This window comes from Arthrobacter sp. ov118 (genome assembly GCF_900116495.1).
GTDB lineage: Bacteria > Actinomycetota > Actinomycetes > Actinomycetales > Micrococcaceae > Arthrobacter.
In genome coordinates this window covers 233147-251134 of the sequence record NZ_FPAY01000005.1, presented here as the reverse complement: position 1 = coordinate 251134, position 17988 = coordinate 233147, and the positions used below count along the sequence as shown (strand labels likewise).

General features: G+C 63.6%; 20 protein-coding genes. 4 read left to right on the top strand and 16 right to left on the bottom strand.

All coding sequences use genetic code 11. The annotated features are described in order from the left end of the window. Positions 1-33 precede the first annotated feature (33 nt). The 4 genes from BM372_RS12155 to BM372_RS12135 form a co-directional block, all read right to left on the bottom strand. Positions 34-237 (bottom strand): cold-shock protein, encoded by a 204-nt coding sequence (locus tag BM372_RS12155; RefSeq protein ID WP_090955551.1) that lies wholly within the window; start codon positions 235-237, stop codon positions 34-36. Between the two features lie 739 nt (positions 238-976). Continuing rightward, complete coding sequence (locus tag BM372_RS20700; RefSeq protein ID WP_177235983.1) at positions 977-1297, bottom strand: hypothetical protein; 321 nt, start codon at positions 1295-1297, stop codon at positions 977-979. Positions 1298-1542: 245 nt separating this feature from the next. Further along, entirely contained in the window at positions 1543-2061 is a 519-nt protein-coding gene (locus tag BM372_RS12140; RefSeq protein ID WP_256214221.1) for a universal stress protein, read from the bottom strand. A 189-nt stretch (positions 2062-2250) separates the two neighbouring features. Further along, the gene (locus tag BM372_RS12135; RefSeq protein ID WP_090955544.1) at positions 2251-2646 is read right to left on the bottom strand and encodes a DUF7793 family protein; all 396 of its coding nucleotides are present in this window, start codon (positions 2644-2646) and stop codon (positions 2251-2253) included. A 701-nt stretch (positions 2647-3347) separates the two neighbouring features. Here BM372_RS12135 and BM372_RS12130 point away from each other — a divergent pair. Then, positions 3348-4505, top strand: coding sequence for an FAD-dependent oxidoreductase (locus BM372_RS12130; RefSeq protein WP_090955542.1), 1158 nt, complete (start codon positions 3348-3350; stop codon positions 4503-4505). A gap of 2 nt (positions 4506-4507) precedes the next feature. After that, positions 4508-4819: a helix-turn-helix domain-containing protein gene (locus BM372_RS12125; RefSeq protein WP_090955540.1), complete on the top strand. Its 312-nt coding sequence runs from the start codon at positions 4508-4510 to the stop codon at positions 4817-4819. A 62-nt stretch (positions 4820-4881) separates the two neighbouring features. Here the strand turns inward: BM372_RS12125 and BM372_RS12120 are convergent, their stop codons facing one another. From BM372_RS12120 to BM372_RS12105, 6 genes are all read right to left on the bottom strand, one after another. Further along, positions 4882-6981, bottom strand: coding sequence for a bifunctional polysaccharide deacetylase/glycosyltransferase family 2 protein (locus BM372_RS12120; protein WP_090955537.1), 2100 nt, complete (start codon positions 6979-6981; stop codon positions 4882-4884). A gap of 752 nt (positions 6982-7733) precedes the next feature. Then, the gene (locus BM372_RS12115; RefSeq protein ID WP_090955535.1) at positions 7734-8171 is read right to left on the bottom strand and encodes a DUF4913 domain-containing protein; all 438 of its coding nucleotides are present in this window, start codon (positions 8169-8171) and stop codon (positions 7734-7736) included. Positions 8172-8185: 14 nt separating this feature from the next. Continuing rightward, on the bottom strand, positions 8186-8575 hold the full coding sequence (locus tag BM372_RS21070; RefSeq protein ID WP_256214220.1) for a TraM recognition domain-containing protein: 390 nt from the start codon (positions 8573-8575) through the stop codon (positions 8186-8188). Next, positions 8488-8766: a TraM recognition domain-containing protein gene (locus tag BM372_RS21265; RefSeq protein WP_371261734.1), complete on the bottom strand. Its 279-nt coding sequence runs from the start codon at positions 8764-8766 to the stop codon at positions 8488-8490. The genes BM372_RS21070 and BM372_RS21265 overlap by 88 nt, the downstream gene beginning before the upstream one ends. 20 nt (positions 8767-8786) lie before the next feature. Further along, a complete protein-coding gene (locus BM372_RS21065; RefSeq protein WP_256214219.1) occupies positions 8787-9551 on the bottom strand; it encodes a type IV secretory system conjugative DNA transfer family protein in 765 nt (254 codons plus the stop codon). A gap of 271 nt (positions 9552-9822) precedes the next feature. Next, positions 9823-10674: an SAM-dependent methyltransferase gene (locus BM372_RS12105; protein WP_143111474.1), complete on the bottom strand. Its 852-nt coding sequence runs from the start codon at positions 10672-10674 to the stop codon at positions 9823-9825. Between the two features lie 234 nt (positions 10675-10908). Here BM372_RS12105 and BM372_RS12100 point away from each other — a divergent pair, with 234 nt between their 5' ends. Next, positions 10909-11247: a hypothetical protein gene (locus BM372_RS12100; RefSeq protein WP_143111473.1), complete on the top strand. Its 339-nt coding sequence runs from the start codon at positions 10909-10911 to the stop codon at positions 11245-11247. Positions 11248-12065: 818 nt separating this feature from the next. Here the strand turns inward: BM372_RS12100 and BM372_RS12095 are convergent. The 6 genes from BM372_RS12095 to BM372_RS12070 all read right to left on the bottom strand — a co-directional run bounded on the left by BM372_RS12095 (position 12066) and on the right by BM372_RS12070 (position 16609). Beyond that, positions 12066-12302 carry a hypothetical protein gene (locus BM372_RS12095; protein ID WP_090955529.1) on the bottom strand — a complete coding sequence of 79 codons (237 nt, stop codon included), beginning with the start codon at positions 12300-12302 and terminating at the stop codon, positions 12066-12068. A 220-nt stretch (positions 12303-12522) separates the two neighbouring features. Next, a complete protein-coding gene (locus BM372_RS12090; RefSeq protein ID WP_090955526.1) occupies positions 12523-12843 on the bottom strand; it encodes an amidohydrolase family protein in 321 nt (106 codons plus the stop codon). A gap of 76 nt (positions 12844-12919) precedes the next feature. After that, positions 12920-13105: a hypothetical protein gene (locus BM372_RS12085; RefSeq protein ID WP_090955524.1), complete on the bottom strand. Its 186-nt coding sequence runs from the start codon at positions 13103-13105 to the stop codon at positions 12920-12922. 305 nt (positions 13106-13410) lie between these two features. Beyond that, a complete protein-coding gene (locus BM372_RS12080) occupies positions 13411-14079 on the bottom strand; it encodes a GntR family transcriptional regulator (RefSeq protein ID WP_090955522.1) in 669 nt (222 codons plus the stop codon). A gap of 66 nt (positions 14080-14145) precedes the next feature. Then, a complete protein-coding gene (locus tag BM372_RS12075) occupies positions 14146-15258 on the bottom strand; it encodes a lactonase family protein (RefSeq protein WP_090955520.1) in 1113 nt (370 codons plus the stop codon). A gap of 1 nt (position 15259) precedes the next feature. Then, positions 15260-16609 carry an MFS transporter gene (locus BM372_RS12070; RefSeq protein WP_090955518.1) on the bottom strand — a complete coding sequence of 450 codons (1350 nt, stop codon included), beginning with the start codon at positions 16607-16609 and terminating at the stop codon, positions 15260-15262. A gap of 197 nt (positions 16610-16806) precedes the next feature. Between BM372_RS12070 and BM372_RS12065 the strand changes: the two genes are divergently transcribed. Continuing rightward, positions 16807-17979, top strand: a complete 1173-nt coding sequence (locus BM372_RS12065; protein ID WP_090955516.1) for an ABC transporter substrate-binding protein — start codon at positions 16807-16809, stop codon at positions 17977-17979. Positions 17980-17988 lie beyond the last annotated feature (9 nt).

The window sequence follows — 17988 nt, the reverse complement described above, 5'->3', positions numbered from 1 at the left end:
TGGATCGCGCTGGTTCTCGCCGGGCGGTGGGATCTAGAGCGGGTGAATGTTGTCCGCTTGGGGACCTTTCGGGCCCTGGACGACGTCGAACTGGACTTTCTGGTTCTCCTCCAGGGAGCGGTAGCCGCTACTGGCGATGGCGGAGTAATGGGCGAAGACATCTGCGGAGCCGTCGTCGTTGCTGAGGAATCCGAAGCCCTTTTCGGAGTTGAACCATTTCACTGTGCCAGTTGCCATGTGCTTTTCTTCACCCTTTGCTGTCTGTTCGGCCCGACGGAACGCACCAGCCGCGGCGGACGACGTCGTCCGCCTTCCTAACCTATCCGCCGGGAGGGACGCAGCCTATGGGTCCTCCGACCCTTGCGCATGCGTGCGAAAGACCGAGGCACTTACCTGTCCGATGACATGTAGCGGTGCGAGAATGACGCCGCTTATCGCTGCGATCCACACTTCTGTTGGTCTGTTCTTCCGGAAAGCTGAGACGTAGCCTGAAGCCACTATCCGGAGAAGGCCAGAAGCTGAAGGGGAACATCATGACCATTCCGCCGCAACGCGAACCAGCCCCGTTCCCCCCTGAGCCTGTTCCTGCCCCGGGTTCCCCCGATCCGACTTCGCCCCCTGCACCGCCGGCGGGTCCGGAGCCGTATCCTGATTCTCCGGACCCGACGTCCCCCGTACGGCCCGGTCCAGGTCCAGTGCCGGATCCGGGACCGCCAACCGAGGACCCTACCCGCCGATCCTGATTGCCCGGCGGGGAACCCGGTGCCTCACACTTCACTGGTCGTTCTGCTCTCACGACGGTCGGCCCCCGCCGATCTCGTTGACTAACACTTCGCGGGCGTGATCCGACCGGGAGAGAGGGAGGCTGCTCGGATCAGCGGCCACGTCCTCCGCGGGAGTCCGCTGGCCAGGTCGTCCAGGACCGCGCGCATGCGCCCTGTCAGTTGGTTGGGGCAGCGGTCGCAACGGCTGGATCCTACAGAGCCTCATCGGGCGGAGCCGCGGCATGCCTTCCAGCCGACGCTGTCCTGATATCAGGCAAGGGTGCCGTGTCAAAGAACTGGTGTTCCGATGGGTGGACGCGGATTGTTCCGGCAGCCTCCGCCTTTTCCCGGATGAATTCGTGGTCAGCCTGGGACAGTACGATCTGTCCGTGCGGGTCACTCTCGAGGTCCCCGGCGGCTTCCTCGATCATTTTGGTCGACATGGTACGTGGCAGGATCAGGCATCCCGGATTTTCCAGGAGCCAGGTCCGGGTCTCCGAATCGAGCCGGTCCCACCCGTCTTTAATGCTCATGCTCTGCAGGCCCCCCTTCCTGTCTGGCTTCATGAAGATGAATTCCGTACAGACTACGCCTGCCGTCAACGCAGATATAGGGCGTGGCGTCTATGCCGCCCCGGCGGGAAGAACGCCGGGCCCTGTCCCGCTCAACGCGAGCCGCCGAATCGACTGGGGCGGTGATCCGCCTTCTGAGACTGAGGCGCACAGTCGCCGTCCCCTCAGCCGTCCCTTCACAAAGGTGGCGGCCGAAACCGGAGCGCTTAGCCGGTGAGGGTGCCCGGGGGGACCTGCCGGGGGAGTGGGATCACCAGAACTGGCCGGTGCTGGCGGTGGGTGAGCTCGACCGCGACCGAACTGACGAGCAGCTGTTCCAGCCGGATTCCCAGACGGCGTTCGCGGGTACCGACGACGATGACGGAGGCGTCCACAGTTTCGGCAAACTGGCCCAGTGCCCGGGCTGGTTCCCCCGTGAGCGTCAGGAAGGACCAACGGACTCCGGTGCCATCCAGAATGTTCCCGAGACGTTCCCGGATGCCGGCACTGGTGGCTTCAACGTCGTCAACCAGCCCGTTCTCCGGCTCCCCGGCAAGATAGGTCGTAATGTCCACGTAGGCACAGATCAGCTTGACGTTCAGGGTCAACGCAAGTTCTGCGGCGCGGTGCACGACCGCCGGTGGTTGCCCGGGCACGACGCCTGCCAGGACCGCCCCGGTGACCCGCCGCGGCACAAAGACAGCATCTCCGGCTCCGGGCCGCGTGTCCCGGGCGGGCTCATTCATGGGCTCTTCCATCGCTGAGTGCACGCCGCAATCGTAGATCGGGCGCCGCGGCGTCTCTCTGAGGCGCAGTCGACGGTGGACGAAATATGTTCACTGTACGGTTGCGGCGACCACCCAGCGCCGATCCTTCTCAGGCAGGCGCGCGGTGCTTAACAGCTGGGCCCCACTGCACCGGCAGTTGGCCCGCAGCTAAATGGAGGATCCTGCCAACGCATGGGCGCCAGGCAGTTGACTCAGCCATTTCCTGGCCGCATCCACGGAAGTGAAATATCCGTGGGGACATTCCTGCTTACGCAGCAAGGCTGCGGCCATCACCCGGTCGACCACCGTGGCCCCCACCAGTGCCACGGCGGAAACGAAGCGCGTCCCCAACAGCGTCGCTCTCGCCCCTGGACTCATACACACGTCGACAACCTCGACGAGCATCGGCTGCAGACCGGTTCCGGTCACGCCCTGCACGGCCGCGACGACGGCGTCGGCGTCGGCTGCCGAGACCGTGGAACCCGGCGTCCACCTCAGATGGAATGTGTCCTCCGCGTCCACGCTCAAGGTTGCGTTTGTGCAGGTCAGTGCGATTTCCAGCATAATTTCCCCTAGTCCTCCGATGAGGGTAGCGGAACCCGCGGCATAAAAGTGATTTGTCGAACAATCTCTTGGTCGGGGCCCCGAGGCGAGAGCACACGAGGCCTTCCCCTGCAGGCACAGTCACACCGGCCACACCTCCACCGCAGCTCTCTTCCGCGGACCGTGCAGGGGTGGCTAGATGTCCTTTTCCAAACTCGTCTGCACGAAATGTCCAAAGTCGTCTGCACGGCCGCGCTATCCGTAAAGGGAACGGCTTTTGGGACGATGCTTGCGGGCGAGATATGCCACGTGCCTCAAGGGGATCCCTAGCGGAACACTTCGGGAAGCACCGTGACGAATGCGTCGAGTGGCCGTACCAGGCCGAATGCGATGCCCCGGGGATGCTGTGCACACGCACCCCGCGGCGTTCGAGTTCCGGGACGTTCCTGCCGCTGAAGACGCGACTCGGGTCTGCCGGACCACGACCGAGCCCGGTCCGGGGGTCCAGATGCGTGTGCGCAGCCTCTCTCGGGCCATCGCCGTGCTCATCGATGCGCAACCAAACCACAGCGCCGGCGCCCGCACGAGGGAACTTGTGCGGGCGGGAATTCAGGTAGTAAGGCAGATGCGTCCGAGAACGCATCTCGATCCAGAGGGGTTCCCGATGTGGAATCCCCAGCGATGCGGACTTACCTCTGGTGTTGAGTGCTTGAATGGGGGGCATGGTGGATCGAAGCGTACTGGTCTCCGGCGGCGGAATTGCCGGCTCCACCGCCGCGTACTGGCTGGCGAAGGCCGGTTGGTCGGTCACGATTGTGGAACGAGCGGCCGACACACGATCCAGTGGCAACCCTGTCGACGTACGCGGAGCAGCGGTCGCTATTGCACGGCAAATGGGCATCTGGCCGCGCCTGGCGGAGGCCGCCACCGGTGTCGAACGCCTGGTCTTCGTCGACGCCGACGGGCGGCCACAGGCCACGATCCGCACGCGCCAACGCGTCGACCGCCGCGAAGAGGTCGAGGTCGCACGCAATGAACTCGTCAGCCTGTTGCTCGAGAAGGCCCAGGAGACAAGCCTCATCATCCGGGACGACTCGATCACTGCCCTGCACCAGGACGGCGGCGGAATCGACGTCGAGTTTCAGCGGACCCCTTCCCGGCGCTTCGACCTGGTCGTCGGAGCCGACGGAGCCCACTCCACCGTTCGGCGTTTGGCATTCGGCCCCGAGGAACGTTTTTCCCGCCCATTCGGCATGTTCGTGGGCACCGTGCGCGCCCCTACTCCGATCGAGGATCCGCGCACCGTGCTGTTGTACAACGAACCGGGAACCTCCTTGGCCATCCATCCGGCAGGTGGGAAGCCCGGGTTCGCATTCATCTTCCGTGGGCAGCACGATTTCGACTACCGCGACGCGGAACAAGGCAGACGCCTCGTCGAGTCCACCTACGCTGGCGGCGGATGGCTCACCACGCTCGCGCTCGAGGAATGGGGCGCGTCCGGCAATAGGTACTTCGACGCCGTCACCCGCGTGGACGTACCGCAGTGGACTGCCGGCCGCGTGGTGCTGCTCGGTGACGCGGCGAGTTGCATCTCGCTGTTCGGTGAAGGCTCCAGCAGCGCGATCGTCGGTGCCAAGACCCTCGCCGACGCGATTGCCGCCCACCCGGATGACCACACCGCCGCTTTCGCCGGCTATGAACACACGCACCGCAAACACGTCCGACCGCTACAACGGGGCGCCGGCATCGCATCGCGCCTCCTCGTACCCAAGACCCGATCAGGCATCACGATGCGCAATGCGGTGTTGAACGCGGCCGGATCCCTCCGCCGCGGACAGCGCACCAAGGACGAGCTACGACACCGGAACGAGGTGGATTGAGAATGCCGAAACAAACAGAGGACGGGAAAGAGAACCCTGCGCCGACGACGGGACCGGTGTTCCCCAGGATGCTGACTCTCGAGCAGGTTCAGAAGGTCCTGAATGCAAAAGGATCCCTCGTTTACTCGCTGGTGCGAAGCGGTGAGCTTCCTGCAGGGCAGTTCGGTGGACGCGGTGTGTGGCGGGTCCGCGAGAGTGACCTCACGGCGTACATCGACGCGGCGTTCGCGGGCAGGGGCGCAGCCAAAGCCAAAAAGACCCGCGCGGGGGCAGCCGTGGGCGCGGAACGGGCCAAGAGCGGGCCCGCCCGCTAGCTAGGGCGGTTTGTGACACCGTCGGGTTCCGCTTCAGCAAAATTTGGGAATGCCTGCAGGCCCTACGCTTGGATCCGGGCGGGCGGGACGCGCAGACTTCCGTACCTCTCCATTCGGTGCCACCGCAGGTGCACACCGGCCACGGCAGTGACCACCGACTGGATCACGACCAGATACATGAGCTGCCTGTAGACAAACTGCTGAAGAGGAAGCGTCCACAGCGGGCGAAGCCGTTCATTGTCGAGGCGGAACGCGTAGGCAGCCATGAGGAATTGAACGACAAGGAAGACGAGCCAGAGCATTCCGATCCGGACTGGATCAAGGAAGATCAGGCCGTAGATGGCGAATACGTCCACCACCGGTGCGAACAGTGGCAGCAACACCTGTAGTACGAGCAGGTAGCCAAGGCCACGCCGCCCGAGCTTACCGGCCGCTCCGCCCTGGACGACCGCGCCGCGGTGCTTCCACATGGCCTGAAGCGTGCCGTAGCACCAGCGGTACCGTTGCTTCCAGAGCGCCTCGAGGCTCTCGGGTGCCTCGGTCCAGGCCCTCGCGTCGTCCTGGTACACGACGCGCCAGCCGTCGCGGCACAGAGACATGGTCAAGTCCGTGTCCTCGGCAAGCGTGTCGTCGCTGACTCCGCCAACACGGAGTAGGGCATCGCGGCGGAAGGCACCAATGGCCCCCGGGACGGTCGGCATGCACTCCGCGACGTCGAACAGCCTGCGGTCCAGATTGAAGCCAACGACGTACTCGATGTGCTGCCAGGCCCCGAGGATTCCTCCGCGGTTGGCGACCTTGGTGTTCCCCGAAATTGCGCCCACCTGTGGGTTGGCGAAGGGCTGTATGAGGGCATGCACCGTTTCCGGTTCGAAGACTGTGTCACCGTCGACCATCACCACTAGGTCGTGGCTCGCGGCGGCAAGCCCGGCATTCAGGGCGGACGGCTTGCCGCCGTTCTCCTTCCGGATCAACGTGACCCCGGGCAGGCTGAGCGCTTCCACGATTTCTGCGGTGCGGTCGGTCGACCCGTCGTCGACCACGATGATCTCAACCGGGTGGGTCGAGGCGACGATGGATCGAACCGCAGCTTCGATGCCGGCCGACTCGTTGTACGCGGGGACAATTACGCTGACCGTCTCGGTGATCTCATGCCGGACCGGCACGTCCACCCGGCGCCGGCTGCGGCCGGCCGACTGGGAGCGGCGTGCCGCTCTCCTGTGGCGCGCCGCGAATCCGACCACGAGGACGGCCCGGATGACCGTCACGGCTCCGGCCGCAACGAGGGCCCACGAGATGGCGGTGATGACGAAGTCGCTGAGCCGGATCCCCCAAACCAACGCGATTCCGCTGATCCGCTCTCCCACCGACGCGTCGCGCATGCTCGTAATCCCGACGGCGTCGCCCACCGTCGTGACCCGGAATCCTTGGTCCGTGAACTTAGTGAGGGCGGAATCGAGCGCGGCGACCGTCTGGTCCCGGTCGCCGCCGCCGTCGTGCATCAGGAGGACCTGGCCCTGCGGGCCGGACGGGGCAAGGTTCCGCTGGATCGTGGCGACGCCGGGCCGCTGCCAGTCCTCGCTGTCCTTACTGGTGAGCACGGTGAGGTAACCCTGGTCTGCGGCTGTGCGCATCACTGACCAGGTGCCGTCCCCGACGGCGTCGTTCTCAGAGCTGTACGGCGGCCGCAGGAGCGTCGCAGCGCGGCCCGTGATGCCTGCGATCGCGCGCTGGGCCCCCTGCACCTCGAGCTGCTGGCGCCAAGCCGGGGCACTTCCGAGGTCCGCGTGGGTCAGCGTATGGACGCCGATCTCGTGGCCGTCAGCGAGGATGCTGCGGACTAGGTCGGGATGGTCGATGGCAGCCGAACCGACCACAAAAAACGTGGCATGGACATGGTGCTTCCGGAGGACGTCGAGGATCTGAGGCGTCCAGACCGGGTCCGGGCCGTCGTCGAATGTCAAGGCTAGCGTCTGGTGCTCGGGGCCCACGGTGCGGACGGCCCCGCCCCGGGCGTCGACCACAGGGCCGCCGTGGGACACCGCGTCCGGGACCGTACCGGCGGAGCCGCCCGCGGGAACGGAATCATTGGCGATCCCAGCCAGGTGATGCATGTATCCCTGCACTGCGAGGGCAACACCCAGCGCGAACAGGACGGCCATGAGGATGAACCAATGAGCCCTTACACTGTCGGGAACAGCACCCTTGCCCGGGCGACGAACCCTCACGGGTGCGGCGGCGCTGACGGCCGCGTGGTCTTGCCCGGCGCCGTCCCGCTCTTGCCCGGCGCTGTCGGCGCCGTGCTCGCCGCAGGAGTGGCAAGGGGTGCCGCAGGCTGCCTTGCGGCAGTATCGATCGGCGGTGCCAGCGGAACGGCCGAAGCCGGAGCCACCGGGGCCAGGACGGCGGCTGGCGCTGCGGGCTCGGCCGATCGGGGTTCGCTAGCTTGGGGCCTAGTTGCGGGAGAGGCCGGTGCCACTGGGGATGACGGAAGGTCGCGGGCCGCCGGAGCGGCCGGCAGAGGGAGGAAAGGTGCGGCGACATTGGAGCCGCCAATGAATGCCACCAGCAGGAGGATGACATATCCCGCCACGAGCCCGAGGGCCCCGAGGCCGATAAGCTTGACCCGCCGCAGGCGCCGACCTGAGGCATCGACGAAGACCGGTCCACGCGGTGACGCGGACCGCGACTGATCGGATGATTCGTCAAAAGCTACCATTGGTCAGCAACCGTAGTGGTTTCGCACTCTGAATCCCAAAAACATCACCACCCACACCGTGGCCGGTCTGTCGCCGGACTTCAGTCCCAGCCCAGGTCAGGCCACCTTTCCGGAGCGGATCTTGCGGCGTTTAGATAGGTCATGGAAGGAAGAGGGGGACCGCCTGGCGGTCCCCCTCTTCGTGAGCATTGTTGTCTAAGACGTTGGCGTCCGTGCGTCGCGGAACCAGCCATCAGGTGCTTTCTTTGGTTCCAGATGGTAGGGGTCGCGATGTTCTTTCATGTCGCAGTTATAGAACGGTCCGTGCGGGTCGAGCAGGACCCGCATGTGGTGGTCTGCGTGGTCCCGCCACCAGACGCTCATGCCGGTGGCAGCATCGAGGCGCAGGTGCTCCCAGGAACGCCAGAGCGCCGCCACGCGGGAGACGGCTTCGGGGTGGAAGTACCACTCGATGCACCACTTCGCGGTCTTTCCGGTGACGCTGCGGACGTATGTCGGCAGCAGCTGCTCATGCAGGAATTCTTCGGCCGTGCCGGAGACGAGCTCCGGTGCCTTCTCCGGCTTGCCGTCCTCGCCTGTGCCGGGGTTGCGGGCGGGGGTGTCCGTATCGAACAATCTGAAATCATCTGCCATGGCTGATTGCTTCCTTACCCGGTGACCCAAGGATTAGCGACCGGAGGGGAGGGCACCGGGCCGGTCTCCGGTTCCTCCCGTCGGGGGCTGTACTTCTTGATGGACACCTCCACGGCTTCCTTGTGCCGACCGGTGTACCAGGGCATGGTCCGGACCAGTGTGGCAGGTGCACCAGAAGCCAGGACCACGGCGCGGCCGCGGTCGAGTTCGGCGAGGTTGGAGACATCGAAGATGCGTTCCTTCCCCTCCTGGCGGGAGCGGCTGGAGCCGGACTTGCCCGAGGAGATGGAGACGTTGGTGTACCTGTAGCCCCCGATCAGGCCCGAGAGTGCCCGGAGGAATCCTTCTTCGGCGACGCCGCCGCCGTAGACCTTGACGTTGGCGGCCGACCAGATTTTCCGCATGTTCGCTTCGCCCCACAGTTCGACGCCCTGTGACCAGGACTGCAGGAGCCCATGACGATCAGGCCTTTGGAGCCGTAGTGGCTGAACTGGTCCGGCAGGGCTGCCCAGCGGACGACGTTGGCCAACTCATCGAGGGCGAACAGTGCTGGTTTGGGCAGGCGGCCGCCGCTGCGTTCGGCCCGGTCCTCCATCGCCTCCGCGATGGCCACCGTCAATGCTGTGGTGAGGGGGGAAGCGGAGCCGGCACCTTCCTTGGAGAGGATGTAGATCGTCTCCTGTGAGGCGGCGAACACGTGAGGGTTGAACTGCCGGCGGGATTCGTGGCCACCGTCGCCCCACCCATCGGAGCGACCCAGCGCAGCGTGTTCCTGGACTTGAGGCACTGGATCATCTTCTCGGCGGTGCCGAAGATACCGTCGCGCTGTTTGTCGGCAAGTTCCAGCGTGGACTCCAGGCCCTTGTACGGCAGCTCGTAGTCATGCTCTTTCAGTATGTTGATTGGTTCCCGGTTCACCTGCTCCGTCACCCACAGGTAGACCTGCGTAATGGGCAGCCCACCGAGTGCGGCCGCGAGGAAGTACGAGGAGAGGATGTCTTCGGCTTTCGGATCGAAGTAGGCATCGGGCTTGGAAACCGGGACCCGTGATCCAACAGAAAAGTGCTGAGTGAGCTTGTACGCCTTCTCTTCGTCCGTGACATAGGAGAGCGGGTTCCACCACCACTGCGCTTCCTCCTGCGCGATCTTCTGCGGATCGAACACCCATACCGGGGCCGTGAGTTCGCGGACGCCACGGGTGCCGTCCACAACGTCACGCTTGTTCGAGGTCGAGACCACGGCGCCGGGTGCGTCCAGGATTGCGGGCATAACCCGGGAGGTCGACTTACCGGTACGGGGGCCCCAGATATCGAGGCTGAGGTCTTCCCAGGACTGAATGAACTTCTGGCTGGTGGAGACCACCTTAGGAAGACGCGTCAAGCAGGAAATCATTAGCACCCCTGCAACGCGACGCGCCGAAACCTGGCTCCCCAACTATTGCCCGTCTCATAACCCTAGGGATTTGAGGCACTCAGGTTTCGAGACACATCAAGTCGGCTTCTGCCATGGTCTTGCTGTCCGTAAGGGGATCCCTCAGCGGGCGAGTTTCGGTCGTCGTGACCGAATGTGCCCTTTGACCGGACGATCAATGGAGATTCGCCGCGCCCGTGCTTTCGACAGAGTTTTCCAGCGGGATCATCGGATCGGACCACTAGCCAGGCTTGTCGAATACGCCCTGGATGAACACCGTGCGCCCGGCGTCGATGTTGCGCCCGGAGTTACTCATCTTGACGGCTGCCTGTTCTCCCAGCACGAGATGCATTCCAAGCGGAGGAGGGGCGCTGGAGCCGCTCGCACCCGACGCTTGCGCCTTCGCCTGCTGTGCCTTGCGCGCCGCCACGACGTCGGCGGTAATGTCGCGCCAGGTGCGCTCGAGGAGACCTGCACCGCGGATCAACCCGCGGAGGGATTCCGCATCGGCCAGGTGGCTCTGGTTGGGGCGGCTCGCCCATGGGACCGGAAGCTCGATCGGCTCACCGTTCCCCGCGCAGATTTCCTGGCAGACGAACAGCCCGCCCGGCCTGAGTACCCGGGCGATTCCGGAATACAGGCGGCGCTTGTCCCGGATGTTCATCTGCATTTGTATCGTCCACACCACGTCGAAGCTGGACGCGGCGAACGGAAGCTCCAGGGCATCACCCGCCTGAAAGCGGGTGCGATCGGACAACCGCGTCATCCGAGAAAGGGCGCTGGCCACCCCGCAGAATTCAGGCGAGAGGTCGATGCCTGTCACGTCGCAACCCAAAGTTGCGGCGAGGTAACGCGCCGGGCCGCCCAACCCGCTGCCCACGTCGAGCACTCGCGATCCTGGCGGAATCTTTGCAAGCTCCAACAATGCGCGCGTGGCCGAACGTCCCGCGGAATGAAACTCGTCGGCCGGCGCGAGATCTTCGTGCGTGACCGAGTCCAGGTCCTTGCCGAGAGCTTGCAACCCCGCCACGATTCGCGGCAGAAGTCCGCCCGGCTCGTAGTGGCGAAGCATTTCCTCGTGCGAGTCGCCCATGGACGCAATCTTGAGCGGATTTCGGGGAGCCGTCAAGTAAGCGCTTGCTCCCACCACCCCGTCACCTGCCCTCCTCCGGCAGGAGGGAGGGTCTGGCCTGTGCCCTCACGAGGTCTCCACTCGACGCAGAACGGCATCGCAGACCCCCCTGACCAGCAAACGATCTCTGTCCTCCTAAACGACATCGGAAGGGTCGCGGTCGTGCAATTCTCCCTTCGTCCCAAGGGTCCGTGGGTGGCTGACAACCTGGATCAGCGGATAGCTCGCCTCCCCGCAATCGCTTACGGCTTCGTCGTCCGCTGGACCGTTCCCGAGATGCGATCCATGGCGCAATTCCTACTGGTGCTGTCAGGCGTCTTGCTCGGCACCGCAGCAACGCTTCTTATCGAATTTCTCCTGCCCCGCCGTGCGGCAGAGAAGGCAGAGGCGGCGACGGATGCGTCGCGAGAAATTCAAGAGACGTCGCTAGAACTTCTTCGCGAGACTCAACTCCTGCTCGCCCACGCGCAGGCCGAGTTGCGTCAACGACCCTGGTGGCGACGGCGGCCGAAAGGTTCAAGGCAATACAAATAGGAACCTTATCTACCTCGACCCTGTCGTCTCGCGGAGGCCAACATCGCCGCTCAGCGATCACAGCGAGCCACCAGCGTTCGTAAGCCTGTCCCTTACCGCGACAACCCTGCTTTGACGTGCGGTTTTACAGGGGTGGAGTTTGAGGTGTCCCGTATACCCCGCCCGCAAAAATGCCCGGTGAAGGTGCCCTAAACGCTACACACCCGACTGTCTCGAAACCCTTGGGAACGAGACGCCTCAACGAGCGAATAGACGTCTGCCCTCCACAGCCGCAGATTCTCTACCGAATCTTGGACGCGCGATGGCAAGGGCGATTCTCGTAACTATGTCTCATAACTTCGTAGCAAAAATCGGGTACTCATCCTTAGTTATGAGACAGGTGAGAGGGCGTCGGCCCGAGATGATTAGTGCGAGGCCGGAAGCAAACACATTTCTTAGTTCGGCAGCCTAGCGTCTTGAAGAACAACAGCTTTTCAAGACAACCCTCGCCCGCTATGGATTCTCCCAGAAGAGGACCACCAAGTTCGAGAATTTGGGCTCTAAGGAGGGTGTGGACATTGTCCACGCTTTTCGTCTCGAACTGCCTCGTACAGTCCTCGGACTACTTCGGATTCCGCGTGTTTTCGCGCGTTCCCAGTGTTTTCAAGGCCCGGAATGCAGTTCGAGTCCCACCTCGGGCACGTGTTTTCCCTGTTCAGGCGCTTGTGGCCGCTGAATGTGTACAAATCTCCTTTATGGGCCCTGCGGGGGCCCATTTTTGTTGGTGGCCGTTGCGGTCTGGCGGCTCCTTCTCTTGACTTGGACAGCGGTGTTGCTGCCTACTCCTTCATGGCCGGGAGCGCCGGGAACTGCATGACTTGCTGCGACTTTCTCGTGATCGTCCCGGTCGGCCGCCGGAACTCCTGGGGAACTCTCGTCATGCCCTCGATGATGTTCTCGAGCATCGGGTAGGGCCGGGCGAACCGGTCGGGCTTGGCGACGACCGGGGCGCCGCCGGCCCGGCCAGCCGCCAGGGCTTCGTTCGGTCCCGGCCGTTCATTGTTCCTGCCGGTCACGCCGTGGTCACCATTGATCAGGCCCTCGAGGGACGCCCAGCCCCTTAAGGGCCTTTCGCTGCCAGGTCCTGTTCGTTGGTGCAGACCCGGACGCAGCCAATGATGCGCGGGTGCAACTGTCGCGATTCTCCGAGCTGAGCGGGACAGTTTTGCGGGCGGGGTACGCGCGATTCCAGGGTTCCAGTGAATTGCAGGGGTAAGTGGCGTCGTTTTCGCAGCGCTAAGTGGCACCCTGCCGCCCGTTAGAGGATCCCTCTCCGGAGGCCAAGATGCGCTTTGATCGCGGCCAGCGGGGCCGACCCGGCTGGATCACGACCGGGATGGCCGAGTTCTCGAGAGCTTCCCACGCCTCGTCAAGGAGCGGGCTCTCGGGCGCGAACCCGCCGACCTTGACGTGGACTTTGAACAGCTGAGCTCCGCCGTCTATGGCCTCGCACACGTACCTACCAACACCGTGTTCGGGGTAGAGGGTGGCGCAGTGCAGAGCATCCGGAATGCGCCGGGAGAAGTCCAAGTTCCAGTCATTGAGCCACTGGGCCATGCCAGGTTTGTGCGCGTAAGACAACGCCGGGATGGCTTTGAGCCCGAAGTCGCGTAATCGTGCCGGCCGAGATTGCTCATCCGTGCGATATTGGATGCCACGGCCGCCCGTAGTTCTCCTCTGCACCGTCGAAGTACGTCCAGACCTTGCGCATCATCGGCTCCGGGAGGAAATGCACATGTATATCCGCCATGCCCGGTATGCCCAGGGCGTGCAGGTACTTGGGGATCTCGTTGTCATCAAGTGGCCCTGTGATTTTCATGCTCCTTCCCCCGCCCTTTCATCGGAGTCAAGGTGGTGCGCGCCATCTCGTCCCAAATATCCGCCGGGGACACCATTTCCACGACCGTTGCAAGCCGGCGGAAAACATTGGTTCGTGCATGAGGATGTGCTGCGGGAACGGCCTCCAGAGGCTGTCGCGCAGGTGTGTACATGGCTACATAGCAAGGCCGAGTCCACCCCGACGAGATCATCAAGCCCTTCGACATGCGGCTCAGCACGAACCATCGGACCACGCCGCCGATCCATCACTGGTCCTCCTGTGTCCAGGTCCAGCTGGCAGTCGAGCTATCTGGTCGCTAGCACCGAGATGGCTCTCCGGCCGAGGCTGCCTACAACGTGTCGGTGCATGATTTCCCGGGCGCGGATGGCGTCGCCAGCAACGACTGCGTCGGCGATTTGGATGTGTTCTTCCTGGACGCGGATCCGGTCTTTTTCGGAGTCTTTCTGGCTTTGCAGTCCGATCTGGCGGTAGCGGTCTGCTTTGTCCCACAGACCTTCCAGGATGCCGATCAGGAGGGGGTTGTGCGATGCGTTGTAGATGGCACGGTGGAATTCGCGGTGAACGGTCATTGCCCCGAGGTCGGCCGCGTCGTGCAGGGGTGTCAGTTGCTCCAGGGCAGCCTGGATATTGGCGATGTCTGCGGGTGTTCTGCTCTCGGCCGCGAGGCCTGCTGCCAGGGGGTCCAGGTTTTCGCGGATGACGTAGAGGTCTCGTGCCTCGTCTGCGGTGAGCGAGGCAACCCGGGCGTCGCGGTGCGATTCGAGCTGAACGAGTCCTTCCGCGGCGAGGCGTCGGAGGGCTTCACGCAAAGGGGTGGTGCTGACCCCGATTTCCTGTGCCAGCTGTGCTTGGTTGAGGACCGAGCCCTGAGGAATATCCCCGGTCAGTATTTGGCGGCGCAGTTCTTCGTAGGCGTAGGCGTTTTTGGATAGTGCTACGGCCGGGTTTGCCACCGTTACTCCTTGTTCGTGAGGGCCTTTCCGGGGGGCTGCCGAGGGCAATTCCGGATAGGCTATGTCCTATAGTACTGCGAGGCTTTGGGTGTATCCCTCAAAACTAGTGGCAAAGACGATGCAAACCGGGGAGCCGGTTTGCGCAACCTGGCGTCCTGTCCGCGGGAGACCGGAATCCGCGTCGATTCCGATCGCTTCGATCGTTCCGCTTTTCTCATTCGCAGCATAAAGGGTCTTGCCGTCCCCGCTAAGCGTGATGAAGCGTGGACGGATTCCGCCGCTTGTGGTCCACGTTGCGGGGGAGAGGGTGCCGTCTTCTTTCACGGCGTAGACGGCAATAGTGTCATCCCCTGGCCCTCCGGGGGTTTTGTCTCCTGCACCGCTGCGGTTACTGGCGTAGAGGAACCGCCCGTCGGCACTGATTACTACTTCTGCCGCTCTGCTGTCCCTGGTGTCGGAGTCTTCGACGGTCGGGAGGTATTGCACGGGGCAAAGGTTTTCCGGGGAGCCGCAGTCTAGGACTGTGACAGTGGAGTTGAGTTCGTTGATGGCGTAGGCCAGCGCGAGATGTGGGTGAAAGACCAGATGCCGGGGTCCGCTGAACTCACGCAGGCGGAGGCGTCCTGCAAACTCAAGACGGCCGGTTTCGGTGTCGAGCGTACAGGTGAAGATGGTGTCCAGGCCTTTGTCGGGGACGAGGAAATAGTCCCCGGCGGGGGAGAACACCACTTGGTGGGGTTTCGCGCCGGTTTGGTCAGTGCGGTGCGGGCCTGGGTCTCCGGTGAATTTCAGTTGCCCGGCAACCGGTCCTAGGGACCCGTCGGGGAGGATGGGCAGGCTGACCACAGAGCCGCTGGTGTGGTTGGCCACCAGGACATACCTGCCGCTGGGATCCAGGCATGTATGCGCCGGGTTCGTTCCCAGGGTGGGCTGGCGGCCCAGCTCTTTCAGCTTCCCGTCACTGTCTGCCCGGTAGGAGGTGATGTAATCGTGGTCTCCGGCCGATGCATGGAGCACCTCGGAGACCGGATCGAGGACGAGGAATCCGGGGTTGACGGCCGGTGTCTCCGCCAGGAGGGTCCACCGGCTGTCGGTGATGATGAAGCTGCTGATGCCGGCGCCGGTGCCTCGTTCAGGCGTGGTTCGGGATCCGACATAGGCAAGCTTGGGGGCATCCACCTCAGCGGACCCCCTCGACTGCGGCGTTCTCAACCGGAGTCTCCGTCGGGGATTCGGACTTGCGGAGCCGGACGGCGACCATCATGGCGGTGGAGACCACCAGGAGGCCGGCAAAGAAGTACAGACCTGCTGTCTGGGAGCCGGTTGCGTCGACGATCATTCCCTGTGCGAACGGGCCGACGAATCCGCCCAGGTTGCCGATGGAGTTGATCGCCGCGATGGCGGTTCCGGCGGTGGCGACGGAGAGGAACTGGCTGGGAACGGCCCAGAATGGGGATTTGAAGGCGTAGAGGCCGGCCAGGGCGATGCTGATGGAGGCGATGACCAGGAAGGGCGATTCCAGGTTGGCGGCCAGGAACATGGCGACGGCGGCGACGCCCATGGGAATGTAGCTGTGCATTTTGCGTTCGTTCTTACGGTCTGAACGGCGGGGCCACCAGATCATGGCCACGGTCGCAACGATGTAGGGGATCATGCCGATGAGGCCGATCTGGGTCGTGTCCAGGGTCTTGGAAAGGCCTTTGATGATCTGGGGGAGCCAGTAGCCGACGCCCAGGCTGCCCACCTGGTAGACGAAGTAGATGGCACCCAGGTAGAGGACCTTGGGGTTTGCCAGGGTCTTCCAGATGCCCGGGTGAATCGTGGTGCCCTTCTTTGCCGCCTGCTCGCTCTCCAGTTCCGCGCTGATCCAGTCGCGTTCCTTGGCGGTGAGCCATTTGGCGTCTTTGGGGCGCTCGGTGAGGACGAAGTAGCAGACGACGCCGAGGATGACCGCCGGGAGGCCCTCGAGGATGAACATCCAGCGCCACCCGCTCATGTCGGCCCAGCCGATGGTGTGCATGATCCAGGTGCTGAGGGGGGAGGCGATGATGTAGGACACCGGGATGGATGCGACGAACAGTGCAATGGTGGTCGCCAGCTCTTTGCCCCGGAACCAGACGCTCAAGTAGATGATGATGCCGGGGAAGAACCCCGCTTCGGCGACGCCGAGCAGGAACCGGATGATGTACAGCTGGATGTCGTTCTGCACAAAGCCCATAGCAACCGCGAGGATGCCCCACGTAACGAGAATCCGGGCGATCCAGCGCCTGGCACCGAACTTGGCGAGGGCGATGTTGCTGGGGACTTCAAAGAGGAAGTACCCGATGAAGAACAGGCCCGCCGCCAGCCCGAAGGCCTGGCTCGTCAAACCGAGTTCGGCGTTCATCTGCAGCGATGCGTAGCCGATGTTTGCCCGATCGATGTAGTTGACGATGTAGAGCAAAAACATGAACGGAATGATCCGCATCGTGATCTTGCGGACGGTCCTTTTCTCGAAAAGTGCTTGACCCGGGTCGTCTTTGACGCTCATGAAATCTCCTGGTCAGGCCCTTAGAAGACCCCTATAGGTTATAGGCTGTAATAAAAATAGATGGCGATCCAGATCAAGTCAAGAGGAACACGCGCTTGACAATGACCTATAGGTTATAAGCTATAGTTCTGTGAGTCGGATCACGTCCCGTGTTTCCTTCGCCACATCCCGTTGCTTTGCTCAAAGGAGAGACAGCCATGACGGCGTCCAAACCACGCTCTACCTCCCAGTCCCGGTCGCGGATGTTCACTAGGTACGCCGCAGCAGGGGTGGCCTCGGCCCTCGCCCTCGCAATGACTGCCTGCGGAGGCTCGGCCCCTGCAGGGACTCCCGCTCCGGAGAATTCGATCGCCGCGGGGCAGTACCCCGACTACTACCCGGCCGACTACAAGGACCTTGTCGCCGCGGCAGAAAAGGAGGGTGGCGCACTTACCATCTACTCGAACACCGACCAGGAAAACTGGGCGCCGGTGTTCCGGGACTTCAAGAAGAAGTACCCGTTTATCAAGGAAATCTCCGCGAACAACCTTGGCTCGGACGAGGTGTTCCAGCGGGTATTGAGTGAAAACGCCACCGGCAACTCTCCCGCCGACCTCCTGGTCACCAACGCGGCCGGGGCCTGGGCCGACTTCGCCGAACGCGGAGATGTCCTGACGCAGTACACCTCCCCGGAGCTGACGAAGGTTCCGGAGTTCGCCAACCTGCTGCCGGGCGTGACTGCAATGTCCGCCGATGCGATGACGGTCACCTACAACACCGCGCTGGTGACCGAGGCGCCGACCGGCCTGGCCTCACTGGCGAAGCAGGTCAAGGCCAACCCGTCGCAGTTCCAGGACAAGATCGGTATCCGTGACATCAAGGGCGCCTTCGGGTTCACGATCTTCCATGCCCTGACCAAGGCCAAGCCGGAAGCCTGGGACTCCCTGGCCACGATCCTTCCCATTTCCCGCCCCGAGAGCTCCTCGGCCACTGAGAAGGTCCTGGCCGGCGAATATGCTGCCAGCGCCCTGGTCAGCGCCGCTCCGGCCTTCCCGGTAGTAAAGGACTCCGCAGGGTTGTTCAAGATTGCCCTGCCGGATGACGGCACCGTGGTTCTGCCCCGCGGCCTCGGCATCACCGCCAAGGCCCCGCACGCTGCCACTGCAAAGCTCTTCATGGACTTCACGCTTTCCGCCGAAGGCCAGCAGGCCATCCAGGAAGGCGGACTCTCTTCCTTCCGGGAGGGCGTCAAGCCCGTCGAGTTCACCTACACCTACGCCGACATCCTCAAGGAAGTGGGGCAGGAGAACATCATCGCCGTTCCCTTCGAGAAGGTCTCCGAGGCCGAAACGGCCGCCTTCACCGAGCGCTGGAACAGCCTCAAAAAGTAAGCACCTGTG

Coding starts and splice junctions, on each gene's coding strand:
- BM372_RS20700 (WP_177235983.1), bottom strand. CDS start 1,297: ATGAGCATTAAAGACGGGTGGGACCGGCTCGATTCGGAGACCCGGACC.
- BM372_RS12065 (WP_090955516.1), top strand. CDS start 16,807: ATGACGGCGTCCAAACCACGCTCTACCTCCCAGTCCCGGTCGCGGATG.
- BM372_RS12130 (WP_090955542.1), top strand. CDS start 3,348: ATGGTGGATCGAAGCGTACTGGTCTCCGGCGGCGGAATTGCCGGCTCC.
- BM372_RS21070 (WP_256214220.1), bottom strand. CDS start 8,575: ATGCGGAAAATCTGGTCGGCCGCCAACGTCAAGGTCTACGGCGGCGGC.
- BM372_RS21265 (WP_371261734.1), bottom strand. CDS start 8,766: ATGGAGGACCGGGCCGAACGCAGCGGCGGCCGCCTGCCCAAACCAGCA.
- BM372_RS12135 (WP_090955544.1), bottom strand. CDS start 2,646: ATGCTGGAAATCGCACTGACCTGCACAAACGCAACCTTGAGCGTGGAC.
- BM372_RS12125 (WP_090955540.1), top strand. CDS start 4,508: ATGCCGAAACAAACAGAGGACGGGAAAGAGAACCCTGCGCCGACGACG.
- BM372_RS12105 (WP_143111474.1), bottom strand. CDS start 10,674: ATGGGCGACTCGCACGAGGAAATGCTTCGCCACTACGAGCCGGGCGGA.
- BM372_RS12120 (WP_090955537.1), bottom strand. CDS start 6,981: ATGGCCGTCCTGTTCGCGCTGGGTGTTGCCCTCGCAGTGCAGGGATAC.
- BM372_RS12115 (WP_090955535.1), bottom strand. CDS start 8,171: ATGGCAGATGATTTCAGATTGTTCGATACGGACACCCCCGCCCGCAAC.
- BM372_RS12070 (WP_090955518.1), bottom strand. CDS start 16,609: ATGAGCGTCAAAGACGACCCGGGTCAAGCACTTTTCGAGAAAAGGACC.
- BM372_RS12155 (WP_090955551.1), bottom strand. CDS start 237: ATGGCAACTGGCACAGTGAAATGGTTCAACTCCGAAAAGGGCTTCGGA.
- BM372_RS12090 (WP_090955526.1), bottom strand. CDS start 12,843: ATGGCCCAGTGGCTCAATGACTGGAACTTGGACTTCTCCCGGCGCATT.
- BM372_RS12140 (WP_256214221.1), bottom strand. CDS start 2,061: ATGAATGAGCCCGCCCGGGACACGCGGCCCGGAGCCGGAGATGCTGTC.
- BM372_RS12085 (WP_090955524.1), bottom strand. CDS start 13,105: ATGAAAATCACAGGGCCACTTGATGACAACGAGATCCCCAAGTACCTG.